Below are 16,569 nucleotides of genomic sequence, written 5' to 3'. Positions count from 1 at the left end.
TCCCTCAACTCCCCTTCCGCAAAGGCAGAAAAGCGATGACGCAGCCGCCCCAGCCGCCCGACGGACCCCCGCAGGGGGGTTTCGGCAAGCAGCCCCCGGCACAGCCCCCGGCCGGGGGGTACGGCGCACCGACGCCGCCCCTCAACCCGCCACCGGCCCCGCCGCAGATGCCCCCGCAGGCACCTCCCGTGCAGGCACCGCCGCCGCAGATGCCCCCGCAGGGTGGGCCTCCGCAGTTCGGCCACCCGCAGCACCAGCAGCCGCAGCCCGGTCAGCACCAGCAGCCCGGTCAGCCGCAGGATCCGGCGTACGGCTATCCGCAGACGCCGCCCGGCCAGCCCGGCTACGGCTATCCGCAGCACCAGCAGCCCACGCCGCCCTACGGCCACCCGCCGCAGCACCAGCAGGGTCAGCCGCCCGCGTACGGCTTCCCGACGCAGCCCACGCCGCAGTACGGCGGTCCGGGCGCCGGTCCGGGCGGCTCCGGCTCCGGCGGAGGCGGGAAGTTCGGCGTCCAGGCGAAGATCATCACCGCTGCGGCCGTAGCGATCGTGCTGATCGTCGGCGCGGGCTTCGTGTACTCGTCGAGCAAGGACGACAACAAGAACCAGGTGTCCACCGCGGGCCCGACCGGCGGCGGCAAGGACGGCAAGGGCGACGGCGGCGACAGCGGCACCGCGGGCGGCAAGGAGAAGGTGCCCGCGAACACCGACTCCAAGGTGCTCTTCCAGATCCCGGCGCCCAAGGTCGCCGACGTCACCGGTGTCAACGGCTCCTGGATGACGGACAAGCTGTACGTGAAGTCCGGCGTCAACGAGATCATCGGCTACGACGCGGTCAAGGGCAGCCAGGTCTGGAAGCTGCCGCTGCCGGGACCGCTCTGCGTGGCCAGCAGCGAGGTCAGCAAGGACCACCGGACGGCGATCGGCTTCCAGGAGAAGGTGCCGACCAAGGCCAAGCCGTACTGGGGCTGCACCGAGATCAGCGCACTCGACCTCGACACCGGCAAGCTGCTCTGGCAGAAGTCGTACAAGGACGGCGACCGCAAGGTCGACGTCAGCGAGCTCACGGTGGGCCCCGGCGTCGTCGCCGCGGGCAGCCTCAGCGGCGGCGCGGCCTGGGACCTGGAGAGCGGCGCCCTGCGCTGGTCGCCGAAGCCCACCACCGACCGGTGCGAGGACGCCGGTTACGGCGGCGGCAACGCCCTGGTCGCCGTGCGCCGGTGCGGCGACTACGAGAACCCGCAGCTCAGCATCCAGACCCTGGACCCGAAGACGGGGGCACCGGCCTCCACGTACCGGATGCCGTCGGGCATCCAGTACGGGCACATCGTCTCCTCGGACCCACTGGTGGTGGCCGCCGACATCAACGACAGCGCGGGTGACGGCAGCAGCATCTCCGACTACTTCTCCATCGACGGGAAGACCGGCAAGCTGCGCGCCCGGATCTCCGCCGACGCGGACCAGTACGGCGGCGACTGCGACAGCACCGAGGTCCAGCCGTGCACCAACCTGGCGGTCGGCAACGACCGGCTGTACGTCCCGACGGAGAAGCACGACGGTGTCGGCGAGGGCGCCGGCCAGACGAACGAGATCGTCGCCTTCGACCTGGCCACGGGCAACCTGGCCCCGGGCAAGGCCAACGCGGGACCCGGCTACGCCGCGTACCCGGTGCGGATGGACGGCTCCAACCTCATCGCGTACAAGACGGGCCCGTACGACAAGGGCGGCCAGGTCGTCTCCATCAACGGCACCACCCTCAAGGAGACGGTGCTGATGAACAACCCGGCGGACGAGGCGGTGCGCCGGGCGGAGCAGACGTTCCTGCCGGACCACGCCGAGATCCGGTTCGCCAACGGGCGGCTGTACCTGGCCGACGACACGATCAGCGACCTCACCTCCGAGTCGGAGAAGAGCTATCTGGCCATCGGCTTCGGTACGGGCTGACACCCGGTCCGACGCAGTGATGTGGGGGTGCCGCCCAGGACGGGGCGGCACCCCCACACGCATGTCCGGCCCGCGAATAGCCCTGATTGGCCGGGAATTAGACAATCCGGTGGGCTTCTGATCCGTAGAGGGCGCGCCGCGTCGAACTAGCGTGTAACTTGCCGGGGCAGGCGGGGGCCGGTGCGCCGGTGAGCCGACGGCAGGGGTGGCCCCGGTGCAGGGGTATCAGGGGGGAAGGGCTCGATGGGCGTGCGGCTCATGGTGGTCGACGACCACCGATTGCTCGCCGAGGCGCTGGCCTCGGCGCTGAAACTCCGCGGGCACCGGGTGCTCGCCGCCGCGGCGCCCACCGGGGGCGCGGCCGAACTGGTGGTGAGCCGGGCGCCCGAGGTGTGCCTGTTCGGTACGGCGATGCCCGCCGAGCCCGGGGTCTTCGACCCGATCACCCGGATCAGGCAGGAGCGCCCACAGATCGCCGTACTGGTGCTGGGACCGGTGCCCAGCCCGCGCGGCATCGCCGCCGCGCTCGCCGCCGGTGCCTGCGGGTACGTGCGCCACGACGAGCGCATCGAGGGCGTCGAGCGCGCCATGGTGAAGGCCAGGGCGGGGGAGGCGGCGATCGCGCCGCAGCTGTTGCAGGGGGCCTTCGCCGAACTGCTCAACCCGGCGGCCCAGCCGGACGACGAGGGGCTGCGGCTGCTGGAGCTGCTCACCCCGCGCGAGGCCGAGGTGCTGGTACGGGTCGCGGAGGGCGAGGACACCCGGCTGATCGCGGCCGGGATGCGGATAGCGCCCAGCACCGCCCGTACCCATGTGCAGCGGGTCCTGATGAAGCTCGGTGTCGGCTCCCGGCTGGAGGCCGCGGCGCTGGCGGCGCGCACCGGGCTGCTCGACCGCGCGACGAAGCGCGCCGAGGGTGCGTCGGCCGCGCCGGAACCGAGCTGAGACCGGCCGCTCCGCCGCCGGGCCTGACCTCGGCCGGTACCGGCCGTCCGCAGCGGGGCGGCGCCGGATGCCATGAGCCAGGCGCCCGTCAGCCCCTGGTGTTCTTTGTTTGATCGTGAGCGGGCGTACAGGCGTGCCCTGAGGGAAGCGCTTGCCGCAACTCAGCAATTCCCTCCCATTGACTGTTCTGTTGAGTTGTGGTTTGTTGTGTTCGGTTCTGTTGGGTGGGAGTGGGCGAGGAGCGCCAGCGTGAAGAAGACATCGACCCGACTCGCCGACGGTCGTGAACTGCTCTACTACGACTCCCGGGACGACGCGGTGCGTGCCGCCGTCGACCGGCGCCCCCTCGGCCCCGTGGCCACCGCCTCCGAGATCCGCCGCGACCCGCTGCTCGGTGACGCGGTCGCCGTCTCCTCGCACCGCCAGGAGCGCCCGTACCACCCGCCGGCCGACGAGTGCCCGCTCTGCCCGTCGCGGGACGGCAGACTGAGCGAGATCCCCGACGCGGACTACGCCGTCGCCGTCTTCGAGAACCGCTTCCCCTCGCTCGCCGGGGACTCCGGCCGCTGCGAGGTCGTCTGCTTCACCTCCGACCACGACGCCTCCTTCGCGGACCTCACCGAGGAACAGGCCGCACTGGTCCTCGGCGCCTGGACCGACAGGACCGCGGAACTCGCCGAACTCCCCCAGGTCAAGCAGGTGTTCTGCTTCGAGAACCGGGGCGCGGAGATCGGCGTCACCCTCGGCCACCCGCACGGCCAGATCTACGGCTACCCCTTCGTCACCCCGCGCACCGCGCTGATGCTCCGCTCCGCCGAGGCGTTCCAGGAGAGCAGCGGCGGGCGGAACCTCTTCGACGAGACCGTCGCCCGCGAACTGGCCGAGGGCACCCGGGTGGTGCTCACGGGCGAGCACTGGGTGGCGTTCGTCCCGTACGCCGCGCACTGGCCGTACGAGGTGCACCTCTACCCGCGCAAGCGCGTGCCCGACCTGCGCTACCTCGACGAGGAGGCGCGCACAGAGTTCCCACAGATGTATCTGGAACTGTTGAGGCGGTTCGACCGGATCTTCGGCGAGGGGGAGCCGCCGACGCCGTACATCTCCGCATGGCACCAGGCGCCCTTCGGCGAGCTGGAAGGATTCGGTGTCGACCGGGACGAATTCGCGCTGCATCTTGAGCTTTTCACCATTCGCCGTACTACGGGCAAGCTGAAGTTCCTCGCGGGTTCCGAGTCGGGCATGAACGTCTTCGTGAATGACGTGCCGCCGGAGGCCGCGGCCGAGCGACTGCGAGAGGTAGCGAGCAAGTGAGTAAGAAGTACCTGGTCACCGGTGGTGCGGGATATGTCGGCAGTGTCGTGGCCGCACACCTTCTGGAGGCCGGTCACGAGGTGACCGTGCTCGACGACCTCTCCACCGGCTTCCGGGAGGGCGTCCCGGCGGGCGCCGCGTTCATCGAGGGCCGTATCCAGGACGCCGCCCGGTGGCTCGACCCCTCGTACGACGGAGTGCTGCACTTCGCCGCGTCCTCACAGGTCGGCGAGTCGGTGGTCAACCCCGAGAAGTACTGGCTGAACAACGTCGGAGGCAGCACCGCGCTGCTCGCCGCGATGCGGTCCGCGGGCGTGCGCACGCTGGTCTTCTCCTCCACCGCCGCGACCTACGGGGAGCCGGAGAGCGTACCGATCAAGGAGAGCGCCCCCACCGCGCCGACCAACCCGTACGGCGCGACCAAGCTGGCCGTGGACCACATGATCGCCGGTGAGTGCGCGGCGCACGGCCTGGCCGCGACCTCGCTGCGGTACTTCAACGTCGCCGGTGCGTACGGGAGCCACGGCGAGCGCCACGACCCCGAGTCGCACCTCGTCCCGCTGGTCCTCCAGGTCGCGCAGGGCCGCCGCGACGCGATCTCGGTGTACGGCGACGACTACCCCACCCCGGACGGCACCTGCGTCCGCGACTACATCCATGTCGCGGACCTCGCCGAGGCCCATCTGCTCGCCCTCGACGCGTCGACGCCGGGCGAGCACCTGATCTGCAACCTCGGCAACGGCAGCGGCTTCTCGGTCCGCGAGGTCATCGAGACCGTACGGAAGGTCAGCGGCCACCCGATCCCCGAGATCGCCGCCGGGCGCCGCGCGGGCGACCCGGCCGTGCTCGTCGCCGCCGCCGACACCGCCCGCGACCGGCTGGGCTGGACCCCGTCGCGCTCCGATCTGGCCGGCATCGTCTCCGACGCCTGGACCTTCGCGCAGAACATCCGCCACGACAGTGGCATCTCACAGCAGGGGAGTTGCTGAGGCATGAGCTTCGAGGAGCTGTACGGAACCGCCCCGGAGGGCAGCTGGGCCGCACCGGGCCGGGTGAACCTCATCGGCGAGTACACCGACTTCAACGACGGCTTCGTGATGCCGCTCGCCCTGCCGCACACCGCCGTCGCGCAGGTCTCCCGGCGCACGGACGGAGTCCTGCGGCTGTACTCCGCGGACATCGAGGGCGGCATCGTCCAGCTCCGCACCGACGAGCTGGAGCCGCTCACCAACACCAGCTGGGCCGCCTACCCGGCGGGCATCGTCTGGGCGCTGCGCGAGGCGGGCCACGCGATAACGGGCGCGGACATCCACCTCAGCTCCACGGTCCCCACCGGCGGCGGGCTCTCCTCGTCGGCGGCCCTGGAGGTCGTCACCGCGCTCGCACTCAACGACCTGTACGAATTGGGCCTGAGCTGCCAGGAGTTGGCACTGGTCGCACAGCGCGCGGAGAACGCCTTCGTGGGTGTTCCCTGCGGCGTCATGGACCAGACCGCCTCGGCCTGCTGCACCGAGGGCCACGCGCTGTACCTCGACTGCCGTGACCTCTCGACCCGCCAGGTGCCCTTCGACCTGGCCGCGCAGGGGCTGCGGCTGCTGGTCGTCGACACCCGGGTGAAGCACGCGCTGGGCGACGGCGCGTACGCGGAGCGCCGCGCCGGATGCGAGGAGGGCGCGCGCATCCTGGGCGTCCCCGCGCTGCGCGACGTGCCGTACGGGGAACTGCCCGCGGCGCTGGCCAAGCTCACCGACCCCGTCGTGCACGGCTACGTCCGCCATGTCGTCTCCGACAACCACCGGGTGGAGCAGACCATCGCACTGCTCGAATCGGGCGATGTGCGCGGCGTCGGGCCGATCCTGACGGAGGGGCATGCCTCGCTCCGGGACGATCTGCACGTCTCGTGCGAGGAGCTGGACCTGGTGGTGGAGTCCGCGAACGCGGGCGGCGCGCTGGGTGCGCGGATGACCGGCGGCGGCTTCGGCGGATCGGCGATCGTACTGGTCGGCGAGGAGCACGCGGACGCCGTGGCGAAGTCGGTGACGGAGGCCTTCGCGGCAGCCGGTTACACACCGCCGCGGATCTTCCCCGCGGTGCCTTCCGCGGGGGCGCGACGGGTCTCGTAACGGCGCACGCACGGCGCTCCCGGCCGCGCATTGTCCCCAATCACCGTACGGGCTCCAGTTACCGCCCGTACGCTGAACCACCCGCACCGGTGGGGGCCGATGCGCGCTCTGGGGGTTCATGTGGTTCGTATCCGGGTTCTGGTCGCCGACGACCACCGCATCTTCGCCGAGTCGCTCGCCGCGGCTCTCGCCGCCGAGCCCGACGTGGAGGTCACCACGGCCGGCAGCGGGCCCGCGGCGCTGCGCTGTCTGGAGCGAGCCGTCGCCGACGGGCGAAGATACGACGTGCTCCTCGTCGACGCCGACCTCGGCGTCACGGTCCCGCGGGGGCGCGTCCCGTCGCAGTCGCCGTCCCTGTCCCCGTCCGCCTCCCCGTCCCCGGACGGCGCGGAAGGCGCCCGGGAGAGCGTCCCGGCCGACGGCATCTCCCTGGTCGCCGTCGTGCGCGCGGGCCGGCCCGCCGTCCGTATCGTGGTGCTCGCCGAGCAGGACGACCCGCGCAGAGCCGCCCTCGCGCTCCAGGCGGGGGCGTCCGGCTGGGTGGCCAAGGACAGTTCGCTCCAGCGGCTGCACGCGGTGATCCGGGGCGTCCTGCGGGACGAGACGCATCTGCCGCCCGCGCTGCTCACCGGCGTCCTGCGGGAGTTGACCGCGGCCCGCAAGCACCGCACCGAGAGCGAGCGGCTCGTCGAGGCGCTGACGCCGCGGGAGCGCGAGGTGCTGCGCTGCATGGTGGCGGGCTTGGGCCGCAAAGCCGTCGCCGAGCGGCTGTTCCTCTCCCCGCACACGGTCCGTACGCACATGCAGAACGTGCTGGGGAAGCTGGGTGTGCACTCCACCCTGGCGGCGGTCGCGCTGGCCAGACGGGCCGGGGTGGGACCCGCGGGCGCCGACCCGCTAGGGGATGTTGTCGAACGGGGCGGTCAACTGGCGTAGCAGATTGGCCAGTTCGCCCCGCTGGGTGCGCGACAGCTCGGCGAGCAGCGCGCGCTCCTGGGCGAGCAGCCCGGCCAGCGCCTGGTCGGCGCGGTCACGGCCCTCGGGGGTGAGGCGGACCAGGACGCCGCGCCGGTCGCTGGGGTCGGGCAGCCGCTCGACGAGGCTCTTGGTGGCGAGCCGGTCGATCCGGTTGGTCATGGTGCCGGAGGTGACGAGCGTCTGGGTGAGCAACTGACCGGGGGAGAGCTGGTACGGGGCGCCCGCGCGGCGCAGCGACGTCAGTACGTCGAACTCCCAGGGCTCCAGATTGTGCTCGGAGAAAGCCAGCCGACGGGCCCGGTCGAGGTGGCGGGCCAGCCTGGACACCCGGCTGAGCACCTCCAGCGGTTCCACGTCGAGGTCAGGGCGCTCTCGGCGCCACGCAGCAACCAGCCGGTCGACCTCGTCCTCCATATCGATCAGTGTAAAGGGTCCCTCGACATGAAGTCTCTTGATTTCAACTATCTCGATTCCAATGATCTCAAGGATAACTATCTTGACATCGAGACACATTGGCGGGAATGCTTCCACCATGACGCCACCCACCTGGGATCCACAGCAGTACCTGCGCCACGCGGACCATCGGACCCGCCCCTTCCACGACCTGCTCAGCCGCATCACCGGCACACCCACCCGGATCGCCGACCTCGGCTGCGGCGCCGGGAACGTCACGGCGCTGCTGTCCGAACGCTGGCCCGAGGCCCGGGTCACCGGCTTCGACAACTCCCCGCAGATGCTGGAACAGGCCCAGCGTTACGCGGGCCCGCGCCTGACCTTCCGGCCCGCCGACGCCGCGACCTGGACCCCCACCGTCCCCTACGACCTGCTCGTCTCCAACGCGCTGCTGCAGTGGGTCCCCGGCCACGCCGACCGCTTCCCCGACTGGCTGGACGCCCTCGCACCCGGCGGCACCTTCGCCTTCCAGGTGCCCGGCAACTTCACCGCCCCCAGCCACACGATCCTCGCCGACCTGCGGGAGTCCGCCCGCTGGAAGCCCCGGCTGGGCGGCGTCGGCGACCGCACCGCAGCCGTCCTCGCGCCCGGTCAGTACCTCACCCGCCTCACCGACCTGGGCTGCGCCGCGGACGTCTGGGAAACGACCTACCTCCAGCTCCTGACCGGCGACGACCCGGTCCTGGACTGGGTCAAGGGAACGGCCCTGCGCCCGGTCCTCACCGCACTGGCCGACGACCCGGAGGCCACCGGGGCCTTCCTCGCCGAGTACCGCGACCTGCTCCGGGCGGCCTACCCGCCGGGCCCGCACGGCACGGTCTTCCCGTTCCGCCGCATCTTCGCCGTCGCCCGCAAGAAGTCCTGAAGGAGTCCCGATGATCGCCGCACTCGACCATGTCCAGCTCGCCGCCCCGCCCGGCACCGAGGCGGAACTGCGGGCGTACTACGCAGGGGTACTCGGGATGACGGAGATCCCCAAACCGCCGGTCCTCGCCGCCCGCGGCGGCTGCTGGTTCCAGGCCGGGCCCGTACAGCTGCACCTCGGGACGGAGGACGGATTCCGCCCGTCCGCGAAGGCCCACCCGGCGCTGCGCGTCACGGACATCGAGGCGTACGCGGAACGGCTGACGGCCCGCGGCGCGAAGGTGACCTGGGACGGCAACCTCCCCGGCCACCGCCGCTTCTACTCCTGGGACCCGGTCGGCAACCGCATCGAATTCCTGGAACCGGTGTCCTGACCTCCCGACCCCTCTGACCTGCCAGATCTCACCCTTTCGGATGATCGGACCGCATACCGGCCCAGCGGGCCGCAGGGGCTCCTAGCTTGGCGGTGTCGCTTGTGCCGCAGTGGCGCCCGCGCCCACACTGATGGAGGAGGTGCTTCACGATGACCGCTCTCGCACACGAGGTTTCCCCGGCTGTGGACGAATACCCGGTCTCCGACCTGGACGAGGTCCTTTGGCAGGCGTGGAAAGCCATGGATCTCCCCGAGGGCTACCGGGCCGAGATCATCGAGGGGTCCATCGAGGTGTCACCTACTGGCCGTCGCCGTCACGGCGTGCTCATCGGACGAATCCGCCGGGCGCTGGACGCTCACCTGGCGGGCGGAGATCACGGAGACGTCGTCCACCATGACATCAACGTGATCCACCACCGGAAATCGTGGATTCCGGATCTCTTCGTGGCGCCGCTCGATCTGGACCAGATCCCGGACGAGGAAGGTCTCGGAGTCGATGCCGCCGGGGTCTCCATGGTCATCGAGGTTGTCTCCCCGGGGCACCGGAACGAGCAGCGGGACAGGGTCCGCAAGCGCCGTGAATACGCCCGCGCGGGCATTTCGCTCTACGTCCTCGTCGACGACCACGACGGCGACGGCACGGTCGTCGTACTGGCGTCGCCCAACTCGGAAAAGGCCAATTACGCCGACGAGCACCGAGTCCCGTACGGCACGGACGCGGTGATCCAGGAGGGCCCGGCGAAGGGCTTCGTCATCGGCGCGGACATCACCCGGAGCTGACTGCCGGGATCCCGGTCAGAGCTGCTCGAGGGTGCCCAGCGTGATGTCGATGTCGATGTCGTACGGAACGGTGACCTTGAGCTGGTCGTGATGGATGCCGGACAGCGCGTACGTCTTGGACAGCGGGTCGAGTTCGTAGACACGTACGACCGGGTGCTGGTCCGCCCCGGCCATCTCGACGAGCCAGAAGTACGGGATACCGGCCGCGGCGTACTTGCGTGGCTTGGTGTCGCGGTCACGGGACTCGGAGTCGGGGGAGACGACCTCGACGGCGAGCAGGAGGTCGGCGGCTTGGAAGCGGGTCTGTTCAAGGTGCGCCCGTGCTTCGGCCCGAACGATGCAGATGTCGGGTTCGGGCCCATTGCGCCGGTCCAGAACCACGGTCATCTCCCGGCGGACCTTCAGCTCCGGGGGCACGGTGCGACGCAGCCCGGCCATCAGCAGGTCGATCACTGTGCTGTGAAAATCCCGCTGAGGACTCGCGAATACCAGGCTCCCGTCGATCAGCTCTGTATGAGGCGGGAGATCAGGCAGCGTGAACAGATCGTCCACGGTGTAGCCGTCCTGTGGCGGCACAGGCCAGCGGCAGCCCGGTTCGGCGATCGACTCGGCGGTCATGGTGCCTCCCATGGGGGGATTGTCGGCCTGCCCTTCCAAGGTAGCGGTCAGGATCCGGCAGCGTCATCACGAAGAGTGACACCCCGCCCGATGGCGACTTCAGCCCCCACGGGCACCTGACTCACTTGCCCAGATCCCTGGCCCTGGCGGCACGCCGGGCGAGCATCTCGTCCTTCGACGCGGCCATTTCACGGAGGGCCGTCTTCCGTTCCCGCTGGGCGAGCCGGTCCAGGTACAGGCGGCCGTGAAGGTGGTCCGTCTCGTGCTGCAGGCAGCGGGCGAAGTAGCCCCGGCCCTCGATCACCAGCGGCCTGCCGTCCTTGTCACGGCCGCGTACGACGGCACGGTCCGGGCGGGGCACCACGCGGTACGGGCCGGGCACGGAGAGGCAGCCTTCCGGCTCCTCGATCAGCTCGCGCCGCTCGGCCGGGATCTCGTCCAGGACGGGATTGGCGAGGTGCCCGACGTGGCGCACCCCCCACTCGTCCGTGATGTCCCATACGAACAACTGCAGGTCCACGTCGACCTGGTTGGCGGCGAGCCCCGCGCCCTCCGCCACCTGGTTCGTGGCGAACATGTCGTCCACCAGCTGTGACAGTTCCGGCGTGCCGAACCGGGTGACCTCCTGGCACCGGCGGTGCAGGATCTGCTCCCCGACGACGGTGATGCGGCGCACCGCACCCCGTCCGGCCTCCGGTACGAGCCGGGGGTAGGAATCGACGGGTTCGCCCAGCACGCGTACCCGGCGGTCCTGTGCGGTGTCACCGGACCGACCAGCCATGAGTATCAACGCCTTCCGCGCGTGCAACGCGTGCCCCGGCCGCCCGACTTGACCGACCGCTTTGCAAAGTAGCACTCTTTGCAAAGTGAGCGATGAGAAACGTCAAGCCGCATCCGAGAACCCGCTGCTGAACCGCGCCCGGCAGGTCCTCCCCGACCATCCCGTGCGTATCGCCCTGCTGGACCTGCTCGCCGAGACCGGCACCGTCACGTCCACGCAGGCAGCGGCCCGCCTGGGCCACAGCTCCGGGCTCTGCTCCTTCCACCTGCGCCAGCTCGCCCGGCACGGCCTCATCGAAGAAGCGCCGCACGACGGCGGGCGGGCCCGGCCGTGGCAGCTCCGCTGGGCGCCCTCCCAGCCGTCCGGTCAGCCGTCGGGGCAGCCGTCGGGGCAGCAGACGCCGGAAGAGTTCGACGCGCTCGCACGCGGACTGGAGGACGAGAGCTACCAGCACTGGCTGGCCCACCGGGAGCAGGCGCCGGCCGAGTGGCAGCAGGACGAATCCTTCAGCGCCGTACTCCACCTCACCCCGGCGGAGACGGCCGAACTGGCCGCCGCCGTCCGCCACCTGCTGGCCGGCTACCGCGAACGGGACCGGAACCCCGCCACACGCCCCGCGGGCACCGCAGCGGTAGCGGCGGTCACCCGGCTGTTCCCCCTGCTGCCCGAGAACCCAGGGCAGCCACCGTCGGCCTGAGCTGCCCGGACCGGACGGCGGGCCGGGGCCGTCAGTTCTTCCGGTGCCCTATCAACCGCGGCTTCGGCTCCAGATTCTCCAGACCGTGCCACGCCAGATTCACCAGGTGCGCCGCCACCTCCGCCTTCGGCGGCTTCCGTACGTCGAGCCACCACTGGCCGGTCAGCGCCACCATGCCCACCAGCGCCTGCGCATACAGCGGCGCCAGCTTCTGGTCGAAGCCGCGGGCCTTGAACTCGCTGCCCAGGATGTCCTCCACCTGCGTGGCGATATCACTGATCAGCGAGGCGAACGTACCCGTCGACTGGGCCACCGGGGAGTCCCGCACCAGGATGCGGAACCCGTCCGTGTACTCCTCGATGTAGTCGAGCAGCGCGAACGCGGCCTGCTCGCACAGCTCACGCGGATGGCCCGCCGTCAGCGAGCCGGTCACCAGCTCCAGGAGCTGGCGCATCTCGCGGTCGACCACCACCGCGTACAGCCCCTCCTTGCCGCCGAAGTGCTCGTACACCACCGGCTTGGAGACCCCCGCCTTCGCGGCGATCTCCTCCACCGACGTGCCCTCGAACCCCTTCTCGGCGAAGAGGGTGCGGCCGATGTCCAGCAGCTGCTCGCGGCGTTCCTTCCCGGTCATCCGGACCCGGCGCGGACGCCGCCCCGAGGCCGTTCTGTTCTTTCTGCCGCTGGTACTGCTGCCTTCGATCGCCACGTCTGTCATCATGCCGTTTCTGTGAGCTCGCTCTTGCGCCGGGCATCGATCCGGGAAGCGGACGGCCAGCGCACGTCGTACGCCCAGCCGAACTGCTCGAACCAGCGGATCAGGCGGGCGCTGGAGTCCAGCTGGCCGCGCAGGACCCCGTGCCGTGCGGACGTCGGGTCCGCGTGGTGCAGGTTGTGCCAGGACTCCCCGCAGGACAGGACCGCGAGCCACCACACATTGCCTGAGCGGTCCCGCGACTTGAACGGGCGCCTGCCCACCGCGTGACAGATCGAGTTGATCGACCAGGTGACGTGGTGGAGCAGCGCCACCCGGACCAGCGACCCCCAGAAGAACGCCGTGAACGCGCCCCACCAGGACATCGTGACCAGACCGCCGACCAGCGGCGGGATCGCCAGCGAGACCACCGTCCAGTAGATGAAGTTCCGCGAGATCCACCGGATCGCCGGGTCGTTGACCAGATCAGGCGCGTACTTGCGCTGCGGCGTCTGCTCCTCGTCGAACATCCACGCCATGTGCGCCCACCACAGCCCCTTGAGCAGGGCCGGGAAGGTCTCGCCGTACCGCCACGGCGAGTGCGGGTCACCCTCGGCGTCGGAGAACTTGTGGTGCTTGCGGTGATCGGCCACCCAGCGGACCAGCGGCCCCTCGACCGCGAGCGACCCCATCATGGCCAGAACGAGGCGCAGCGGACGCTTCGCCTTGAAGGCGCCGTGCGTGAAATACCGGTGGAAACCGATCGTGATGCCGTGGCACCCGACGTAATACATCACCACGAGCAGCCCCAGGTCGAGCCAGCTCACACCGCCCCAGCTCCAGGCCAGCGGCACCGCCGCGACCAGAGCGAGGAACGGCACGATGATGAAGAGCAGAAGACCGAACTGCTCCACGGAGCCCTTGCTGTCCCCGCCCAGTGTCGCGGAGGGGAGTGGAGGGCCGGTCGGGGTCTGGGCGTCATCGATCAGATCGGGACCAATGGTCATGAGTGGACGTCCCCCGTGGGGTGAGGAGTGCGGCTGATGCCCGGCTACGGTTCCGTAACCTACGGCCTCGTAAGTATGTCAGCGGGGAGCCTCGCGGCAAGAGGCTGTGGGTGATGCCCCGAGGCGGACACCTATCCTGGGTGCGTGTCGTCGGACAGCGCGGTCCGTTCTGTGACTTCTGGGAATGACACCCAGACCCCTTTGCCAGTCGTGCCAACACTGCAAGGAGCCGCACCTGTGAGCAGTGCCGACCTGACCCCCACCCCGACCGCCAGCCCCGAGCTGCGCGCCGATATCCGCCGGCTCGGCGATCTGCTGGGCGAGACCCTCGTACGGCAGGAAGGCCCCGAACTCCTCGAACTGGTGGAACGCGTACGCGCGCTCACCCGCGAGGACGGCGAGGCAGCAGCCGAACTCCTCGGAGACACCGGCCTGGAGACCGCAGCCAAGCTGGTGCGCGCCTTCTCCACCTACTTCCACCTGGCCAACGTCACCGAGCAGGTGCACCGCGGACGCGAGATGCGCGCCGTACGCGCCGCCGAGGGCGGCCTGCTGGCCCGCACTGCGGACCGGCTCAAGGACGCCGACCCCGACCACCTGCGCGAGACCGTCAAGAACCTCAACGTACGGCCCGTCTTCACCGCGCACCCCACGGAAGCCGCCAGGCGTTCCGTACTGAACAAGCTGCGCCGTATCGCCGAACTCCTCGAGACCCCCGTCATCGAAGCCGACCGGCGCCGCCACGACCTGCGGCTGGCCGAGAGCATCGACCTCATCTGGCAGACCGACGAACTGCGCGTCGTACGTCCCGAGCCCGCGGACGAGGCGCGCAACGCCATTTACTACCTGGACGAACTGCACGCGGGCGCCGTCGGCGACGTCCTGGAGGACCTGGCCGCCGAACTGGACCGCGTCGGCGTGGAACTCCCCGCGGGAACCCGCCCATTGACCTTCGGCACCTGGATCGGCGGCGACCGCGACGGCAACCCCAACGTGACGCCCGCCGTCACCTGGGAAGTGCTGATCCTCCAGCACGAACACGGCATCACCGACGCGATCGACCTCATCGACTACCTGCGCGGTCTGCTCTCCAACTCCATCCGCTACACCGGCGCCACCCAGGAACTGCTCGACTCCCTCCAGCTCGACCTGGAGCGACTGCCCGAGATCAGCCCCCGCTACAAGCGCCTCAACTCCGAAGAGCCGTACCGCCTCAAGGCCACCTGCATCCGGCAGAAGCTCGTCAACACCCGCGAGCGCCTCGCCAAGGGCACCCCTCACCAGGACGGCCGCGACTACCTCGGCACCGCCGAACTGCTGACCGACCTGACGCTCATCCAGGTCTCCCTGCGCGCACACCGCGGCGGACTCTTCGCCGACGGCCGCATGGACCGCACCATCCGCACCCTCGCCGCGTTCGGGCTGCAGCTCGCCACCATGGACGTACGCGAACACGCCGACGCCCACCACCACGCCCTCGGCCAGCTCTTCGACCGGCTCGGCGAGGAATCCTGGCGCTACGCCGACATGCCCCGCGAGTACCGGCAGAAGCTCCTCGCCAAGGAACTCAGGTCACGGCGCCCGCTGGCCCCCACCCCGGCCCCGCTCGACGCCGCGGGCGAGAAGACCCTCGGCGTCTTCCACACCGTCAAGCAGGCCTTCGAGCGCTTCGGACCCGAGGTCATCGAGTCGTACATCATCTCGATGTGCCAGGGCGCCGACGACGTCTTCGCCGCCGCGGTACTCGCCCGGGAGGCCGGACTGCTCGACCTGCACGGCGGCTGGGCCAAGATCGGCATCGTGCCGCTCCTGGAGACCACCGACGAGCTGCGCGCCGCCGACGTCATCCTCGACGAAATGCTCGCCGACCCCTCCTACCGGCGCCTCGTCTCGCTGCGCGGTGACGTCCAGGAGGTCATGCTCGGCTACTCCGACTCCTCCAAGTTCGGCGGCATCACCACCAGCCAGTGGGAGATCCACCGGGCCCAGCGCCGACTGCGCGACGTCGCCCACCGCTACGGCGTGCGGCTGCGGCTCTTCCACGGCCGCGGCGGCACCGTCGGCCGCGGCGGCGGCCCCTCGCACGACGCGATCCTCGCCCAGCCCTGGGGCACCCTGGAGGGCGAGATCAAGGTGACCGAGCAGGGCGAGGTCATCTCCGACAAGTACCTGGTCCCCGCCCTGGCCCGGGAGAACCTGGAACTGACGGTGGCCGCCACGCTGCAGGCCTCCGCGCTGCACACCGCGCCCCGCCAGTCCGACGAGGCGCTGGCCCGCTGGGACGCCGCGATGGACGTCGTCTCCGACTCCGCCCACACCGCGTACCGCAGGCTCGTCGAGGACCCCGACCTGCCCGCGTACTTCTTCGCGTCCACCCCCGTCGACCAGCTCGCCGAACTGCACCTGGGCTCCCGCCCCTCCCGCCGCCCGGACTCCGGCGCGGGCCTCGACGGGCTGCGGGCCATCCCCTGGGTCTTCGGCTGGACCCAGTCGCGGCAGATCGTGCCCGGCTGGTTCGGCGTCGGCTCGGGCCTCAAGGCCCTCCGCGAAGCCGGACTCGACACGGTCCTGGACGAGATGCACGAGCAGTGGCACTTCTTCCAGAACTTCATCTCCAACGTCGAGATGACCCTGGCCAAGACGGACCTGCGGATCGCCCGGCACTACGTCGACACGCTCGTGCCCGACGAACTCAAGCACGTGTACGCCGACATCGAGGCCGAACACGAACTGACCGTCCGGGAGGTCCTGCGGATCACCGGCGGCCAGAAGCTGCTCGACTCCCACCCGGTGCTCCAGCAGACGTTCGGCATCCGCGACGCCTACCTGGACCCGATCTCGTACCTCCAGGTCTCCCTGCTCGCCCGCCAGCGGGCAGCGGCCGAACGGGGCGAGGACCCGGACCCGACCCTCGCGCGGGCACTGCTGCTCACCGTGAACGGCGTCGCGGCGGGACTGCGCAACACCGGCTGAGCCGACCGCCCGGCCCAGGCCCCCGG

General features: G+C 70.5%; 16 protein-coding genes. 11 read left to right on the top strand and 5 right to left on the bottom strand.

What is annotated here, in order from left to right:
* Nucleotides 1-35 precede the first annotated feature (35 nt).
* From OG709_RS14165 to OG709_RS14140, 6 genes are all read left to right on the top strand, one after another.
* Entirely contained in the window at nt 36-1,946 is a 1,911-nt protein-coding gene (locus OG709_RS14165; protein WP_266642674.1) for an outer membrane protein assembly factor BamB family protein, read from the top strand.
* A 243-nt stretch (nt 1,947-2,189) separates the two neighbouring features.
* Complete coding sequence (locus OG709_RS14160) at nt 2,190-2,891, top strand: response regulator transcription factor (RefSeq protein WP_250301898.1); 702 nt, start codon at nt 2,190-2,192, stop codon at nt 2,889-2,891.
* A 249-nt stretch (nt 2,892-3,140) separates the two neighbouring features.
* A complete protein-coding gene (gene galT, locus OG709_RS14155; protein ID WP_266642676.1) occupies nt 3,141-4,202 on the top strand; it encodes a galactose-1-phosphate uridylyltransferase in 1,062 nt (353 codons plus the stop codon).
* Nucleotides 4,199-5,191, top strand: coding sequence for a UDP-glucose 4-epimerase GalE (gene galE / locus OG709_RS14150; protein ID WP_250301900.1), 993 nt, complete (start codon nt 4,199-4,201; stop codon nt 5,189-5,191). Before galT ends, galE begins: the two co-directional genes overlap by 4 nt.
* A gap of 3 nt (nt 5,192-5,194) precedes the next feature.
* A complete protein-coding gene (galK, locus tag OG709_RS14145; protein ID WP_250301901.1) occupies nt 5,195-6,325 on the top strand; it encodes a galactokinase in 1,131 nt (376 codons plus the stop codon).
* A gap of 99 nt (nt 6,326-6,424) precedes the next feature.
* The gene (locus tag OG709_RS14140) at nt 6,425-7,261 is read left to right on the top strand and encodes a response regulator transcription factor (RefSeq protein ID WP_266642679.1); all 837 of its coding nucleotides are present in this window, start codon (nt 6,425-6,427) and stop codon (nt 7,259-7,261) included.
* Here the strand turns inward: OG709_RS14140 and OG709_RS14135 are convergent.
* Nucleotides 7,223-7,717: a MarR family winged helix-turn-helix transcriptional regulator gene (locus tag OG709_RS14135; RefSeq protein WP_250301903.1), complete on the bottom strand. Its 495-nt coding sequence runs from the start codon at nt 7,715-7,717 to the stop codon at nt 7,223-7,225. The genes OG709_RS14140 and OG709_RS14135 overlap by 39 nt on opposite strands.
* A 118-nt stretch (nt 7,718-7,835) precedes the next feature.
* On the opposite strand from OG709_RS14135, the gene OG709_RS14130 reads away from it, so the two are divergent.
* From OG709_RS14130 to OG709_RS14120, 3 genes are all read left to right on the top strand, one after another.
* Nucleotides 7,836-8,621, top strand: coding sequence for a trans-aconitate 2-methyltransferase (locus tag OG709_RS14130; protein WP_329166361.1), 786 nt, complete (start codon nt 7,836-7,838; stop codon nt 8,619-8,621).
* A gap of 10 nt (nt 8,622-8,631) precedes the next feature.
* Nucleotides 8,632-8,994, top strand: a complete 363-nt coding sequence (locus OG709_RS14125) for a VOC family protein (RefSeq protein ID WP_266642681.1) — start codon at nt 8,632-8,634, stop codon at nt 8,992-8,994.
* 149 nt (nt 8,995-9,143) lie between these two features.
* Nucleotides 9,144-9,773 (top strand): Uma2 family endonuclease, encoded by a 630-nt coding sequence (locus OG709_RS14120; protein ID WP_250301906.1) that lies wholly within the window; start codon nt 9,144-9,146, stop codon nt 9,771-9,773.
* A gap of 15 nt (nt 9,774-9,788) precedes the next feature.
* On the opposite strand, the gene OG709_RS14115 is transcribed toward OG709_RS14120, so the two are convergent.
* Together OG709_RS14115 and def are read right to left on the bottom strand one after the other, a co-directional pair.
* Nucleotides 9,789-10,391, bottom strand: a complete 603-nt coding sequence (locus tag OG709_RS14115) for a Uma2 family endonuclease (RefSeq protein ID WP_406116446.1) — start codon at nt 10,389-10,391, stop codon at nt 9,789-9,791.
* A 121-nt stretch (nt 10,392-10,512) separates the two neighbouring features.
* The gene (def, locus tag OG709_RS14110; RefSeq protein WP_266642684.1) at nt 10,513-11,172 is read right to left on the bottom strand and encodes a peptide deformylase; all 660 of its coding nucleotides are present in this window, start codon (nt 11,170-11,172) and stop codon (nt 10,513-10,515) included.
* An 85-nt stretch (nt 11,173-11,257) separates the two neighbouring features.
* Between def and OG709_RS14105 the strand changes: the two genes are divergently transcribed.
* On the top strand, nt 11,258-11,869 hold the full coding sequence (locus tag OG709_RS14105; protein ID WP_250301908.1) for a winged helix-turn-helix domain-containing protein: 612 nt from the start codon (nt 11,258-11,260) through the stop codon (nt 11,867-11,869).
* A gap of 31 nt (nt 11,870-11,900) precedes the next feature.
* On the opposite strand, the gene OG709_RS14100 is transcribed toward OG709_RS14105, so the two are convergent.
* Entirely contained in the window at nt 11,901-12,590 is a 690-nt protein-coding gene (locus tag OG709_RS14100; protein WP_250301909.1) for a TetR/AcrR family transcriptional regulator, read from the bottom strand.
* Nucleotides 12,587-13,570 (bottom strand): acyl-CoA desaturase, encoded by a 984-nt coding sequence (locus OG709_RS14095; protein WP_266642687.1) that lies wholly within the window; start codon nt 13,568-13,570, stop codon nt 12,587-12,589. Before OG709_RS14095 ends, OG709_RS14100 begins: the two co-directional genes overlap by 4 nt.
* 237 nt (nt 13,571-13,807) lie before the next feature.
* On the opposite strand from OG709_RS14095, the gene ppc reads away from it, so the two are divergent.
* Nucleotides 13,808-16,543 (top strand): phosphoenolpyruvate carboxylase, encoded by a 2,736-nt coding sequence (gene ppc / locus OG709_RS14090; protein WP_250301911.1) that lies wholly within the window; start codon nt 13,808-13,810, stop codon nt 16,541-16,543.
* Nucleotides 16,544-16,569: the final 26 nt, after the last annotated feature.

Source organism: Streptomyces sp. NBC_01267, assembly GCF_036241575.1.
Lineage (GTDB): Bacteria > Actinomycetota > Actinomycetes > Streptomycetales > Streptomycetaceae > Streptomyces.
Note: the sequence above shows the minus strand (reverse complement) of the source record. Positions and strands in the feature narration are given on the sequence as shown.